10 protein-coding genes are annotated in these 15,079 nt (G+C 55.5%); 6 read left to right on the forward strand and 4 right to left on the reverse strand.

Annotation, left to right across the window (positions count from 1 at the left end):
• Positions 1-108: 108 nt before the first annotated feature.
• The gene (locus AB0A83_RS06170) at positions 109-3,144 is read left to right on the forward strand and encodes a PKD domain-containing protein (protein WP_367155706.1); all 3,036 of its coding nucleotides are present in this window, start codon (positions 109-111) and stop codon (positions 3,142-3,144) included.
• A 292-nt stretch (positions 3,145-3,436) separates the two neighbouring features.
• A complete protein-coding gene (locus AB0A83_RS06175) occupies positions 3,437-4,009 on the forward strand; it encodes a cohesin domain-containing protein (protein WP_150047430.1) in 573 nt (190 codons plus the stop codon).
• Here AB0A83_RS06175 and AB0A83_RS06180 read toward each other — a convergent pair.
• The 3 genes from AB0A83_RS06180 to AB0A83_RS06190 form a co-directional block, all read right to left on the reverse strand.
• Positions 3,999-5,132 (reverse strand): HupE/UreJ family protein, encoded by a 1,134-nt coding sequence (locus AB0A83_RS06180; protein WP_150047431.1) that lies wholly within the window; start codon positions 5,130-5,132, stop codon positions 3,999-4,001. The two genes, AB0A83_RS06175 and AB0A83_RS06180, sit on opposite strands and share 11 nt — an antisense overlap.
• Positions 5,129-6,298 (reverse strand): hypothetical protein, encoded by a 1,170-nt coding sequence (locus AB0A83_RS06185; protein ID WP_367155708.1) that lies wholly within the window; start codon positions 6,296-6,298, stop codon positions 5,129-5,131. Before AB0A83_RS06185 ends, AB0A83_RS06180 begins: the two co-directional genes overlap by 4 nt.
• 152 nt (positions 6,299-6,450) lie before the next feature.
• Positions 6,451-8,091 carry a DUF4331 domain-containing protein gene (locus AB0A83_RS06190; RefSeq protein WP_150047433.1) on the reverse strand — a complete coding sequence of 547 codons (1,641 nt, stop codon included), beginning with the start codon at positions 8,089-8,091 and terminating at the stop codon, positions 6,451-6,453.
• 404 nt (positions 8,092-8,495) lie between these two features.
• Between AB0A83_RS06190 and AB0A83_RS06195 the strand changes: the two genes are divergently transcribed.
• The 4 genes from AB0A83_RS06195 (at position 8,496) to AB0A83_RS06210 (ending at position 13,887) form a co-directional block, all read left to right on the forward strand.
• Complete coding sequence (locus AB0A83_RS06195) at positions 8,496-9,932, forward strand: hypothetical protein (RefSeq protein WP_367155710.1); 1,437 nt, start codon at positions 8,496-8,498, stop codon at positions 9,930-9,932.
• Complete coding sequence (locus AB0A83_RS06200; RefSeq protein ID WP_367155711.1) at positions 9,929-11,896, forward strand: DUF3857 domain-containing transglutaminase family protein; 1,968 nt, start codon at positions 9,929-9,931, stop codon at positions 11,894-11,896. The genes AB0A83_RS06195 and AB0A83_RS06200 overlap by 4 nt, the downstream gene beginning before the upstream one ends.
• A gap of 804 nt (positions 11,897-12,700) precedes the next feature.
• A complete protein-coding gene (locus AB0A83_RS06205; RefSeq protein WP_150047435.1) occupies positions 12,701-13,060 on the forward strand; it encodes a hypothetical protein in 360 nt (119 codons plus the stop codon).
• Between the two features lie 8 nt (positions 13,061-13,068).
• Entirely contained in the window at positions 13,069-13,887 is an 819-nt protein-coding gene (locus AB0A83_RS06210) for a hypothetical protein (RefSeq protein WP_150047436.1), read from the forward strand.
• Positions 13,888-13,910: 23 nt separating this feature from the next.
• Here the strand turns inward: AB0A83_RS06210 and queA are convergent, their stop codons facing one another.
• The gene (gene queA / locus AB0A83_RS06215) at positions 13,911-14,930 is read right to left on the reverse strand and encodes a tRNA preQ1(34) S-adenosylmethionine ribosyltransferase-isomerase QueA (RefSeq protein ID WP_367155712.1); all 1,020 of its coding nucleotides are present in this window, start codon (positions 14,928-14,930) and stop codon (positions 13,911-13,913) included.
• Positions 14,931-15,079 lie beyond the last annotated feature (149 nt).

A 15,079-nucleotide genomic window follows, 5' to 3' on the forward strand; every position in this document is an offset into this window, starting at 1 on the left:
TGCCAAATTCGTCACAGTTTAGATCGTTAGAATCGCCGTTCCAATTTTATTTTCCATCGATCCCGCCGGTTCAGCAGGACGGCGCATTCAGATAGTAGAGGTCTGATTATGATGAGTTCCGCATTCCGCTATGTTTGCCTTTACGGCGTGTGGCATCTGCCGCCGCTACGCTCTTGGGCGGCATTATCGTTTGCCATGGCCGCATTGCTGGTTCTGGCGTCGTCCGCCGCGGCGCAGGAACGCGCGCGTAGCTTGCCCAACGTGGTCAGCCAGTTTCAAAACTTGAAACACCATGGCGAATGGTTGGGTTTTAACACGGGGCTTTACAGCTTCGACGATTTTCACGAGCAAACCGATTCGATTTTCACCAATACCAGCAGCCACTGGCAAGGCATACAGCGGTTCGACGCCGCCAACGGCACGCCTTATTGGTTGGTGTCGCGCAGCAGCAACGCTAGTTCGTCGGCCGGACATCTGGCCGTGGTGCAGCTGGCCTCGCGCGACAAGGACGGCGAGCGATTGCGCTCCAACCGGCTGCTTAAAGGCGAAAAAACCGAAGACACCTCGCCGCCTAGTCAAGACAAAATCGTTAACTTGATCAGTTTTAGCGATTACCAGCACATCGGCGGTACCCAGACGGTCGGCAACATTCTGGCGGTGCCGGCCGAGGAAAAGGTCGACGAATCCGCCGACATTCCGGACGGACGCATTTATTTTTACGATTTGTCCACGCTGCCCAATCCGACCTTGCTGTCCTACCATTTGGATATCGAAGGCCACAAGGCCGGCGTGGTCGGTATCACCGATTTGCCGGACGGCCGTTATTTGTTGGCGTTGAGTTGGGGCTACGGTGACAAGATTGAGTTTTATAAATCCAACGGCAGCGACTGGCACGATCCCAACTTCGCCTTCAGTTTGCACAGCGAGTGGAATTATTACGATTTGCTGGGAGACCAGGATTGGCCTTGGCAATTTGCATTTACCGTGGGCGGTAAGGATATTCCGTTGTCGTATTCGCATCAGACCTTGAATTTCATCAAGCAAGACGACGGCAAACTGTACTTGCTGGGCACGCACAATACCGCACCCACCGCGCCCAGCGACTATTTGGGTAAAGACGTCGGCGTGTTGTATCAAGTCGGCGGTACCGGCGACGGCGAAACCGCTACCTTGACCTCGGTCGTCGGCCAGCGTTTTTATTCGCGTTCGCCCGGGTCAGTCGATCCGCCGCTGGGCTTCAAAATTATTAATTTCAGCGCCAGCGTCGGCGCTTATGTCAGTCCGAGCCAGGAGCTGTTGCTGTATGCGACCGAGCATTATGCGCAAGGCCCTAGCGGGTCGGTACAGGTCGCCGAATTTCGCCATCGCGACGTCTATAGAGCCGGCAGCCCGAATTATTATCCGACCGCCAAAATCAACGCGGCCGGCAGCGTCACGGTGGGTAACAGCGTGGCCTTGAGCGCGGCCGGCAGCAAGCCGCCGAAAGCCAAGGCTTGGGTAGAGCTTTATGCCGACGCCTCAGGCTGGCAAAATCAAACCGCCAGCGTGGAGCAAACCGCGGTTGCGACCTGGACTTTTTCGCCGTCCTCGGATAGAGACCGCAGCCTGGTGATCGATGCGGCCGACATCGGCAAAGACGATTACAACAACTTCGGCGATCTGGATCAGACTGACGGCATCATTACCCCGAAAGGTTTCCACGACACCGCCAGTTCGGTGCGTTATTGGGCGCCGCCGGGCTGCGGGCCGAATCTATACGAACAAGACAATTACGGCGGCAAGGTGTTGAATTTGCGGGTGGAATCGGGTTACGCGGCGGACAGGATCTGGGTTGTTTCGGATCTGAAGAATCTGGCCATGCGCGATTCCGGCGGCAATTCCACCGGCGCCAACGATAAAACCAGTTCCTTGACCTTGACAACCGCCGGCTGCGACCAGCCATTAACCAAATACACCTGGTCGCTGGGCAGCGGTTCGGTCGGCAGCATCGCCGATGCCAATGGGGTGCAGACTAAATTTGTCGCCGGCAACGTGCCGGGCAAGGCGACCGTCAAACTGACGGTGTGTACCGCGACCAATCTGTGCAATACCGGTTCGCAACAAATTCAAGTGACGCAAATAGGGCCTTTGCTGGAGAAAGTGAACGGTCCGGCCGAAGTGCGCAAAAATCACGCGTTGACGCTGGACATTTCCTTCAGCAACCCGGACCCCGCCGCGCAGCACAGCTTGAAAATCCTGTGGGGCGACGGCACCGGAGTAAACGAAACCCTGCCGGTCTCCGAGCGTTTCGTCAGCCGCAGTCATAGTTATGCCGAGGCCGGCAATTACCAAGTAGCGATCAGCATCAGCGATCAAAACCGCAATAGCACCAGCCAAACGCACGTGGTGACGGTGACGGACCCGGCGCCGCGCATCCAGGCGTTTTCGCTGACCGAGCAAATTCAGGAAGGTGACAGCGCGCGGCTGACGGTCGGCTTTGCCCTCAGCCAACCGGCGGAGGCGTCCATAGACTGGGGCGACGGCAGTGCGGCGCAAGATCCGCGCATCGGCCAATCGGCGAATAATCAAGTCGTTGCCGACCACGTTTATGCGGACAACGGCGAGTACACGGTGACGATCAGCTTCGACGACGGGGTGGACGTGATCAGTCAAAGCGGCACAGTCAGGGTCGGCAACGCGGCGCCTGCGATTACCAACGCAGGCATCAACGCCCAAGGTTTGTTCCTGCGTTTTACCGATCCCGGACTGAGCGATCGGCATACGGCCAGCGTCGATTGGGGCGATCAAACCGCGCTTAGCACGCAGGCTATACCGGTCGGCAACCGCGAGTTCGAGGTCAAGCATAGCTATCGGCCGGCCGCACAGGGTTTCGGCAAAGCGGCATATCAGGTTGTGGTTACGGTGTCGGACGGCGTGGACAGCGGCAGCAAGACGGTGACTATCAGCGTGCCGAAAGGCGATTTGGACAGCGACCGCGACGTGGACCGCAACGACTTGAATCTGTTGCTCGGCGAACGCAATAAAACGGTGGCCGCCAGCGTATGCGGCAGCCGTTGCGACTTGGACGGTGACGGCAAAATCACCGTCAACGACGGCCGGAAGTTGAGCTTGCTGTGTACCCGCAGCAATTGTGCGCCGCAGTGAGCCGTGGGCGTTGGTTATGATGGATTCTCGTCAGGTAAGGATTTCGCTAAAAATCATGTCCCGAAATGATTTTTCCCGGCAAACCGTTCGTGTTGAACTCGGTCGACGCATGAAGGGTTGGGCGCGGCGGATGCTCGGATTTTCCCGTTCATCCCTCGACAAGTTCAGGACGAATGGGAAAATCCTTGCAACCCGAAACGGGGAACGTATTGATAACCCTATTCTTGGTGCCTGGCTCAGCTACTCTGGCCTATTCAGCCAAAAACCTTTACAGACTCTTTAGGAGGCAGTTATGCAACGTTTTTTAACCGGCGCGCTGTTTTGTACGCTCTGCGCGTCCGCTCAAGCCATCCCGCTGCTGGAACTCAGCCCGCTGCAGCAAAGCGTGACTTTGGGTTCGACGGCCAGCATCGAGCTACGGATCAGCGGTCTGGACGAAGCCACGGCCTTGTCGGCCTTCGACGTGCAAATCGTATTCGACCCGACGGTGCTGGCTTACGACCATAGCGCATTCGGCGATCAACTGGACTTGTTCGGCTTGGGCGACGTGCGCGGCGTTGAAAGCGAGTACGGGGTGCTGAATGTGTGGGAAATTTCTCTGGATGGTGCAGCCGACTTGTTGGGCGGCCAAGCCGACGCGTTTACCTTGGCTACCCTGAGTTTCCAGGCGGTAGGTGAAGGTTTCAGCGCATTGACCTTATCGCTGAACGCCTTGGCCGACGCCGACGGCAACGGCTTGCCGGCGCAACTCGGCGAAGCGGGGGTGACGGTTAGTGCCGTGCCGTTGCCGGCCTTCGGTTACAGTCTGGCCTTGGCGCTGGCCGGCTTGCCGCTTGCCGGCCGCCGTCGTCGGCTTAGCCGCTAATCAGGTTAATGTCCAGGCTGCGTTCGGCCAGCCAGATCAAGGCCAGCCCGGCGATGGCGGCCGAACCGGCGTGCATGGCCACGGCAGGGTAGTAGCGATAGCGGCTGAAATAGCCGATCAGCGGCAGTACCGCCGCCACTACCGCCAATTGGCCGAGTTCCACGCCCAAGTTGAAACTGAACAAAGCCCAGACGATGTTTTGCGGCGACAGTTGCATGTCCAGCAGCACGCTGGCTATCCCCAAGCCGTGAATCAGGCCGAAGCCGAACGCGACCCAATACTTGCGGTGGGTGACGCACGGCACGATATTGTTCAGCGCGGCCAGTAGCACCGAGGCGGCTATCGCGGCTTCCACCCAGCGGCTGGGCAGGCTGACGATTTGCAGTACCGCCAGGCTAAGGGTCAAGGAATGGGCCAGCGTGAAGGCGCTGACGACCGCCACCACTTCGCCCAGCGTGGTTTTGAATCCGGTTTTGGGCTGCCAGCCTTCGGATTCGCGAATCAACGCGGCCGGCAGCAATAAACTCAGTAAAAACAACAGATGATCGTAGCCTATCCAAATGTGCCAAACCCCTTCGCGGGCGAAGTCTTGCAAGCGCGTCCAAGCGCCGGCCGCCGGTTCGCCGCTTATCCCGTTCCAGTGTTGCTGACGGACTTCCGGACTGAATATCGCGGTTTGTTGGGCGTCGCCCGACTGTAACGTCAGCAAGCCGCGGTGCTGCCGGTCCAGGTCGAAAAACAGGCTGTAGTCCAGGCTCAGACTGTGCACTGGCTTGGGGCACCGTGCGGACAGCGGCACTACCGCGTAGCGGCCGTCGCTGTGTTGGTCTATCAGTAAGTCGCCGGCTTGTAACGGACAGGCCGTGTCATTCGCTGCCAGCGCTAGATGGGCAAGCGCATAGGCTTTGATGGTCTCGGCCGCGGCGCGCACTTCGCCCCAGGTCAAACGGCCGTCGCCGTTTCGGTCCAGGCCGAGCGCGTAGTCCAAATCGCGCAAGGCGATATCCCATCGGCCGCGTAGCGAATCGTCCTGCGCATGCAGTTGTAAATAGCTGTCGCTGGATTTATGCGCATGGGCTGCTTGGCCGGTCACTAACATAACCAATAACAATATGCGGATCATGAGCGCGCTCCCAATGTGTTAGCCAACGCTTGCAAGCGGGCGTCCTGCACACCCGATTCGGCGATAAAGCGTAAAACCGGCGCGGCTCTGGCCGGAGCCGCGGCGGCCTTAGCCGCTTGCAGGAAAATTAAGGCGTCGCGCGGCTCGCGCTGCACCGCCCAATTCGCTTCGGCCAAGCGCAAGGCTTCGGCGGGATTGCCGGCCAGTTCCAGGTAAAAGCGCGCTTCCTCGGCTTGGTGGCTGGTTTCGCCACGCAGCCGGCCGGCGGCGAAGCGGGCTTGCAGGGCTTGCACATGCTCGCTGGCCTCCGCGCGCTGCAAACGGCGTTCGGCCAGCGCCAGTCGCAGTAACAAACCGTCGGCGCGGGTTTCTCCTTTTAGCAAGTCGATTACTTCCGGGTAACGTTGCTGCTGTAACAAAAAGTCGGCATAGGTCGACAGCAAATAAGCGCTGGCTTGCGGGAAGGCCAAGGCTTGGCGGTAAGCGACCTCAGCCGCCGCCGGGTCGCCCAGCCGCTCGTCGATCTCCGCCAACATGGTCCAGGCCCATTGTCTATCGGCTACCGGGGCCTCGGCTTCGCCGGCCAGGGTTTGTTGCAACAAACCTTGGGCTTCCTTCAGCCGGCCTGTCATGCTTAGCGTCGCGGCCAGGCAAGCGTTGGCGGTCAGGGTCGGGGTGCCGCGTCGTGCGGCCAAGCAGCTCTGCCAAGCCCCGGTGAAATTGCCTTGCACTTGCTGGATGGCGGCTTTGCTTAGCCAGGCCAATCCGGAACGCGGTTGCAAGGCCAGGGCTTGGTCCAAGGCTTGCAAAGCCGGGGCGAATGCGTGCCGGTTTTGTAATAGCGTGGCGTGCAGAATCAAGGCTTGCGGATGCGGAGTGGCCGCGTTCAGCCAGGGTTGCAAGTTGGCTTCGGCATAGCCGAAATAGCGCGGGTCGGAAGTGGCACGGCCACGTTCGATCAATAAAGTCGTCAAGCGTTGCACGGCTTGCCAGTCGTTCGGTCGGTTGCGAATTTGGCTTTGCAAGTCGCGCATGCGTCGGTCGGTTTCGTCGCGGGCCGGCAAGGTTTCCAATAGTTCGGCGTCTGACTTGGGCAGATAAGGGCTTGCGTCGACGACGCCCGGGCTAACGAGTAAATAGCAGCTGATGAAGAGTACGCATTTCATGGTGTTGTCCCGCCGGTATTTTCAAACATCGAAAACGACAAACCTGCAGTTTGGTTTTTGCTGTTAGTATCGAATTCGCTATCGCCTGATTGCTTATCAGGATTTACCGGCATCCCTGCCGGTCCGAAAGCCTGTCGTTCGGTTTTTTTTCGTTATTGCGCCGGACAGTTGACGGCTGTCAGATTGCTTGGGTCTTGGCAACCGGCTTCGCCCGGATCGACGTGGCGGCTTTGCCGGCCGCTATGGGCGAAGGCCACGTAGGGGAAGGTTTCCTGGTAGCTTTGATCGTTGGCGTTGACGCCGTCGGCAATGCGGTTGTTAGGAAAGATGTTGAAATCCGGGTGTAGTACCCCGACCACGGCTTGCGCGGCGATGTCGGTCACATCGTCGGACACCCGCCGGCCGTTCGGAAAGCCGGCCGTATCGCCGGCCAGGAAACCCATGCGTTTACGATTGGCCGGCGCCGTGGCGGGGATGCCGGTATTCAAGCGCAGCAAGTCGGCGACCGGGCCTTTTTGTGCCGGCGTGCAGCCGGGGCAAATCGGCGCGGCGTAAAACACCAGCGGACCTAAGTCGAAACTGGGGTTGTTGGCGTCCACCCGCGGCGGTGTCGGGATGCTGACCGCGCCGCCGTATGCGGCGTTGACGACTCTAGCCAGGAGCGGATCGGCCACGTAGCCGGCGAATGCGGCGTCGTTTTTAGGTTCGCTCATGCTGAATTTGTTCTTGTCGCCGGTGCCTATCAGCAACTCGTTAACCAAAGGGTTGCCCATGCGTTGAATTTGCGCGAAGGTTTTGGAGGTTTTGGGGTTGATTGCCGGGTTGCCGCGGTAAATTTTGATGCGCGGCCGCGAGGTGGTGGCATAGGTGCCGATCACGGCCAAGGCTTCGTCGGCCGCATGGGGTTTGCCGTCTTGGGTCAACAGCGTGATGGGAACTTGAATGGCGATGGTGTTGACGTTGAAGCCGGCCACGTCGTCGGAAGCGAAATTGGCGGTTTCGTTGGCGTATTGTGCATCGGAGAATACCCCGGCGATTCCGGCCCCGGAGGCGCCGGAACGGAAATTGAAACTGTCGAAGGTGGCGCCCAGATCAATGTAAAACGGATCGTCCACCGTGCCGGCGAATACGCTGATGCCGTTGCCCAACTCATAAATGCCTTGTTTGGCCAGATTGGTGTAATCGGGCATGGTGCGTGGGCCGACGTTGGACGGTACCGCGTACAGGTTCATGTTTTTGGTCAAGTCCACGATTTTGCGGTGTTTGCCTTTGCGCTTGATCATTTTCACCGAATAGCTTTGCCGCAAGCCCAAGCCTTCCGAGCCGGGTCCGTCCAGCGCCGTGATCGCCGGCGGAATCAGCGGAGTGCCGGCGACGATGGGACTGGGCGAATTGTCCGGCGCCGCCACGCCGTTGCCGACGCCGACGAAGCCGGTGAATACGCTGGGCAGACGCTGTTCGGTGTTAAAGCGGAATTGAAAAATGATGTCTTCTTCGGCGTCGAAATTGTTGTCTACTTTCATTTCGTACACGATGTCCGGGTCGAACGGAAAGTAGTTGGGGCCGTTGCTGGGTTCCAGTAGCGGGTCCACGTTTAAGATCATGGTCACTTTGCCGGGATCGTCGTAGGAAACGAAAGCGTACCAATCGGTGATGTCGGCTTTGGTGTCCAGCGCGGTCAACGGCGCTTCGCGGTGGTTGGCGGCGTCGGCGTGCGGTACGTTCAGCAAAGCGGCAACCGCGCCGGCTAACAGAGCCAGCGGCCAGAGTTTGGTTTTAGTTGTTTTGGTCATGGGATCAGTCCTCGTAGTTGGGTAAGGCAGCGAAGATCGCTACATTTCTCAATACGTGGGCAATAGCCGGCCGGATGCAAAAATTCTGAAATTTTTTTAGCGGGGCGGTTTAGCGGTAGTTAAGGGCGGATGCTGCAATTTCTCGGGAAGGCAATCGTCGAATTTGTCGCATGCGCTTGGATTTTCCCGCTATTTCCAGAGAGGGATGTTTTATACCGGAGACGGCTTAGCCTATTCGTTTGACTTACAATGCCTGTTATCATGCCAGCCTGTCGGCTAACCGCTCTTTTCATTTGCTCGGCGGTGATTAGGCAAGGGATACAGGACAAAGCGTTATCGGGCCGATTTTTAGATGCCCGATGTCGGCCGGACATAGGTGTTAAGACAATTCGGAAGGATAAGCAATGGATAAAAAATCGAGTAGATCGTCGGTGTGGATGATTTACGGAGTCAGTTTGATATATGGATTGGGGTTAACTGCAAGCATAGTAACCGGCACCGGAGCGCTTACGGCTGGGTTCGGAGCGGCCGCAGTGTTGACTTTGGTGGCGGCATCAAGCGGTTACGGGGGAGGTGCAAGGTTTTTAGGCGGAACCTTGGCGATGTTCTTGTTTATTGTTTGCGGGGTAGCAAGCTATCAAGAGTATCGACAGGCCAACGATACATTGCCGGGTGGCCTCTTCTTTTGCGCGGAATTTGCTTTGGCCTCCGCAGCCTTGTTTTGGTCCGGGCATAAGCAGCATCTAAAAAAATTCGGGCAATTCGAAATAGAAAAAAGCGGGGACGAGGCTGATCCGGGGAAGCAGTTTTCCGCTGCTGGTGCTGCGGACCCCGCTGAGGCGCTGCTCTATCCCCCGACGCCGGTTTGGCGGGTATTTTTGTTGCTCTTTTGTAGCATGATGATCTATAGCTGTTTCCTCACTTACCGCATCGTCAAGGATCTTACGCAGATAAGTGATACCCGTTTGAACCCAAAACGTTGTAGCTGGATGATGCTTGTACCCCTCTATAATTTCAGCGTTTTTTACAAAATAGCGACGCGGGTTAACCGCACGGCGAAGAGTCAGGGCATCGCGTTAAAAGCGTCGCCCGGAGTCTTGTTGGCGATAGCGGCCGGCGGAGAAATCGGCGGATGGATAACGCCGGATTTTATGTTTCCACTGAGCTTGATGGTTGGTGCTGCGCCGTGGTTGATCTTGCACGCCGGAATGAACGGCCTACGGCGGAATGCCGGTTTGTGCTGGCGGGAGGAGCCTGAACGTTATAGCTGGCGGCAACGCGCCGTACTGCTGGTGGGGATACCCCTTATAGGAATTGCCTTGTATGCAAGCAGAACCGAATTGGCATATTACTCAGGTGAAAAACTGGTTGCCGAACAGGTTGTTGAAGGAGTAGCGGGGAATTATCGTTTGACGATACCTAATCGGAGTTGGCGACGTTTGCAACCGGGGACCTTGATTGCCGATTCGGATATGGAATTGCGGACTGACTCAAATGATGAATGGGTTGTGATCCGAGTCTCGCCGAGCGAGCGTCAATCGTTGGATCACTACGTCGATCAACGCCAAGCCTTGATTGCCGAAGATTGGAGAGATTTCAAAGTAGAGGAAGCCAGAACCTTAATGGCGGAAAGCGATTTGCGAACGATATCGCCACTTTCGCTGGCGCGCTACACCAAGAGCACACCGTCCTTTGGCGGGGCGGAAGAAATATATGTGGCAACGCTAATAGAGCATGACAAATTGATAGAGGTCATCGGTCAAGGCGGAAAACGGTTTGGAGGGCATGTCGAAGAATTGGTGAGAAGCTTTCGTTTGAGTGCGGGTGGGAATGAATCATGAACCAGATATGCGTTTGGGTGCTGTTATTAAGTTGGACGCTGCCGTGTTTGTCCGGCGAGGTGGAAAACAAATTGCGGCAAATCGGTTATTCGGCCAACTTGCTGCGCTGGCAACCAACCGGTTTATATAGCAGCTATAAAGACTTAGCGCCTACGGCGGAACGAATGCAAGTTTGGGAAAAGGCCGGCTATGGCAGCGTGGCAATTGGCGAGGACCATCAAATCAAACTGCTAAAAAGCGGCCAAGTCGAGGAAACGATCACCCAAACTTGGCTGTATCTTACAACCAGCGGTATTGAGAGCGACGGCAATCTGGGACTTTGGTTCAATGCGGATTCACAACGGGTTGACATTCTGGCTGCTTATGTTCTGCAGCCGGGTGGAACTGTCGCTTCCGTAGAACCTAATACGTTGCAAATCAACACCGATAACGCTCCCAACATCTTCGACGACAGTCTGTATGTAACGATTCCGCTCGCTCAATTAAAACCGGGAAGTATTGCGGTGTTGCGTTATCGAATCGTTTCCGCACGTGATAAATCACCGTTACCCTGGGCTCGTAATCTGTATACCGCCAATTTTTATCCGTTGGAGCGGTTGCAAGTCGACGTGCATTGGGACGATATGGCGCGTAAACCGGCTTGGCGTAGCGACGATACCGATTTTCTCTGTCGCGAAGAGCGTTTGGATTTGCATTGCGTGAGCCGGCATACTGCCGCGCCGCAACCGGTCGACAATCAAATGCCCGCACCGCAAGACGTGCTGCCGGTATTAATCTTGGCTGAGCCCGGCGATTGGTCTGCTATTTCCGATCGGGTTCATGCTATTGCCGAATCCGCATTGACTAAAAACGACAAGCTGGACGACGAGGTCGCCCGATTGACCGGCGGAAACAACGATCAGCGTAGTGTGTTTACTCGTTTGGCAAGCTTTGTGGCGCGGGAAATTCGCTATGTCGGTCTCGAGCGCGGTCATGGCGGAGTGATTCCTCGGCCTAGCTTAACAACCTTAGAGCGTCGTTTCGGCGATTGTAAGGATAAAACCATGCTGTTCGTGGATTTGGCGAGGCGCGCCGGCTTGGACGCGTATCCGGTGTTGACTTCCACAAAACGTACAGCGCTAAACAAATTGTTGTTGCCTTCAGCAAATTATTTTAACCATATGATTGCTTGCGTTAAGCTTAGCAAGGGTGGTGAGCAATGCGCGGATTTAACCGATCCGGAGACTGCCGGCAGACATTTACCTCACAGTTTGCAAGGAGCCGTGGCATTGCGGTTAGGAAGAAACGGCAATGCACCGCATACTTTACCCAGAGAACCTTATACATGGGTGGCAAGGCTTAAAGCGGACAATGTTCTGACTGAAGCCGGCAGTGTCGTTGAAACCTTGGCTAGGCGTTATGAGTCGCACTGGGCTGCCGGATTAAGGCGTGTTTTGTCCGCTAAATCCAAGATCGAATCCGAGCGCTGGCTATTGGAGGATTTTCAGGCGGTGATGGGCGCTCAAGCCGAGCCTACCTTCTCGGTACAGGGTCTCGAAAACCAGGAAGCCGAGATGGCGTTGAACACGACGGTGGAGTACCAAAATTTGTTTACGCTAGGGCAACTTACTTCTTATCAAGAAAGCGATTATTGGTTACGCGATTTGACGAAAGACGCCAAGACTTCCAATCGGCATTATCCCTATCAATTTAAGGGGATTGACTACCGTAGCGAACTGAGTTTTCGCGTGCCGTCAGGTAAACACGTCACTAGCGTTGGTCCAAAAATGGACTATGTGTCGCGTTGGGGGAGCTTCCATCGCAATTACCGTCAGGACGGCGAAACCGTAACGGCTGATACAACTTTGGTAATGCCGAGTACCGAGATTCCGGTCGACAAGATGGCTGAGTTCAACCAATATCTGGATTTAGTAGGTTACGAAACCCGATTTTGGTTTAGTCTCAAAGCCGGTATGGAGAAATGAGTCAAGCGGCTGGACACGGGGAAACCGTAACCTAACGATCATGAAGGCCTGGCAATCGCCTCGGCAAATGAAAGGTAGTTTGGTAGGAGCGACGCATAGTCGCGATGAGGGCCTTGCGAATCGCGACTATGTGTGTTCCCACCATGACTTTCATAGTAATTTTTTAGCGGGACTGTTTAGCGGCAGGCAAAGGATAGATGCCGTTCATTGCGCCGCTTAACCTGTTACCTTGTTCCAACACGCTACGTTGGAATATAGGGTTGCGCCCTGGGTGTTGCAGCGCAGCGTGGTGCCTTCTGGTTACTACGCGGCGCGTAGTAACCAGGGAATACATTCGGTTTTAATGTCAAAGCGTGCTGGCGTGGCCGAAACTACAGGGCCAATTTGCCCGCCATGCGTTAACAAACGCGTCTGTCCGGACATGGAGTGGTATCGAGCCCCATCGCGCCCAGGCGTAAAGCCGAAACATTCGCAAACGGCAGGGCTTGGCGGCAACAAGCCAGCCCTTCTCATCCGCAAAAAAGTCGTCTATCAGGTAAACGTTCATGCCGCACGCCTATGCGCTTTGCAATGGCGACGGGTAAGCGGTGTATTTGCGTTGGCAGGAGATCGTCCGGTTCGTTACGGCGCTCAGCGTCCGGCGACACAATAGGCCTGCTTTTTTAACCGCTCGTATTTCAGAAAACAAGCTATGTTTGTTAGTTATCAAATAAGTTTCGCCTTGGTTATTTGGACGGATTTTGCCGGCACAGGACGCAATAGCCATTCAGCCGGAATTTAGAGCTTTTGCGCGCGAGTAATGCCATGTGTTTTCTGAAATTCGTATTTTTATTATTCACCGCTTCTATCTGTTTATCCGGCTGCGCAATTAACTATTACGATGCGGATACCGGGGCACAACACTTATTCGGAATCGGCCACATGGTGATGAAAATCGAACAAGGCGAATCGCAACCGATTGCGGTCTATAGCGGCTTAAGCAGCATTGGCGTAGCAGCCGGTTCGACGCTGGACGGTTATTCGTTCAACGGCGGCTGGGCGTATCATCAAAGCATCCACGTTTTGCAGCATGATGCGAGTTTTAATCTGCTCTGGCCTAATGCCGATTGGCTGAATATCAAAGTGGGCAGTTGGCCGGATCCGTTGTCGGCCGAGCATAAGTAGGGGGAGATATGATTTATAAAAATAAGGCAATTAATTTCATTCTATCGGCATTGCTTGTTGTTGGCGTATCAGGTTGCGGCATAGGCCAGAAGAAACTTCTATTTGTCTCTAAGACCAATGTCGGGGTAGATATTGATGCCGACAGGCTGACGGCACAAATCAATATCGATCGCGAGGAAGCGGCTATCGGGCCCACTTTTGAGGGCGGAAAACACGTGCCGTTGGTTGCCGGCTTTACCAACGAAAACCGTTTTCTGGCGGGGTTCGGCGTTTCTACCTTGTTCGCGGGTGGAGACGCGGCTGAAGCGTTTTCAAGTCACTGGCAAAAAGAGAATGTTGCCTGCGACCAAAACACCAATGAAGGCTCAAGTGCGATTTCATTGCAACAAAAACCGAAATTCAAAAAGGGCATGTTTCGCAGGTTTTTCGACTGGATGCGCGGAGACGATGAGGAATATACCTATCTACCGGGTCCGGGAGACGTCAAGCCGTTTATATTTTCGACCGATTCCAGCTTGGGCTTGAAAGTATCCTGGTCTGCCAGCAGTGCCGCTTCCGGAATTCCGGATAAGGTATTGATAGGCTTTAATCGAGAAGAATTGGCTTTGGCTCCGGTGATGGGGGAGAAGAAAAAAGGGGAGCCTTATAAGGTTTCCAGTCCTTCCTTTATTGCATCGTTAATATCCGATACCAACCTGTCGTCGATCAGACGCTCCAAACTGGCCTGGATACAGACTTTTGCCGTCGGTACGGCGGCGACAAAAATTGCGTGCGATTCGGTGATAAGAAACGATTTGCATAAGACATTTGCCATCGATGCGGAATAGTCATTTCATCGGGTGAAAACCGCTTACAAGATGACCATCGCGTCGCCGTAGCTGAAGAAGCGATAGCGGTGTTGCACGGCATGTCGGTAGGCCTGCATGACGTTGTCGTAGCCGGCAAAAGCGGAAACCAGCATCAGCAATGTGGACTCCGGTAAATGGAAGTTGGTAAGCATGCCGTTAACGGTGTTAAAGCGATAGCCGGGGGTTATAAACAGTTGGGTATCGCCGCTACCCGGCTGCAATTCGCCGGTGGCCGAGGCTGATTCCAAGGCCCGGACCGCGGTGGTGCCGATGGCTATGACTCGGCCCGCGCGGGCCTGGGTTTGTTTTATCGCGGCTACGCAGGCTTCTGAAACCTGAAAATATTCTTTGTGCATGACGTGTTGCTGCAGATCGTCCACGCGTACCGGCTGAAATGTGCCGCTGCCGACGTGTAGCGTCACGAAACAATGGCGAATTCCGAGTTGCTGTATACGCTGCATAGTGGCCTGATCGAAATGTAAGCCGGCGGTTGGTGCCGCCACTGCTCCGGCGCGGTTGGCGAAGACGGTTTGATAGCGTTCCGCATCGTTTTGGTCGTCGGCCCGGTCGATATAGGGGGGTAGAGGCATGTGGCCGATTTGCTCCAATAGTTCCAATAGCGGGCAGGGCGCTTGAAATTGCAGGCGAAACAAGTCGTCGACCCGCTCCAGGACTCGGCATTCGATGTCGTCGGTCAGGCGGATCATGGCATCGGGTTTAGGCGACTTGCTGGCGCGCAGATGGGCAATGACTTGGTTTTCGGATTCGATGCGTTCGATCAAAATCTCGACCTTGCCGCCGCTGGTTTTGTGGCCGAATAGGCGAGCCGGAATGACTTTGGTATCGTTGAAAACTAACAGATCGTTAGGCTGTAACAGCGATAAGAAGTCGGAGAATTGGCAGTCTTTTATCCTTCCGTTATGCCGCTCCAGGTGCAATAGTCTACTGGCGCTCCTTTCGGCCAAGGGCTTTTGGGCGATGAGTTCGGGCGGTAGTGAGTAGTTGAAATCGCTTTTTTTCATGACTGAGCACTTGCTATCGGCGAGCGCGAAACGCAGTCGATCAACGGCAGACTGGTTAAGTGGCGTTCTATGGCATTCGAAACAAACGATTTAACGGCAGTTAGGACTTACTCGAATTCGCGGTGTTGTGTCGGGCATATTCAAAACGA

It is taken from the genome of Methylomonas sp. HYX-M1, from assembly GCF_040741385.1.
Taxonomy (GTDB): Bacteria; Pseudomonadota; Gammaproteobacteria; order Methylococcales; family Methylomonadaceae; genus Methylomonas; species Methylomonas rhizoryzae.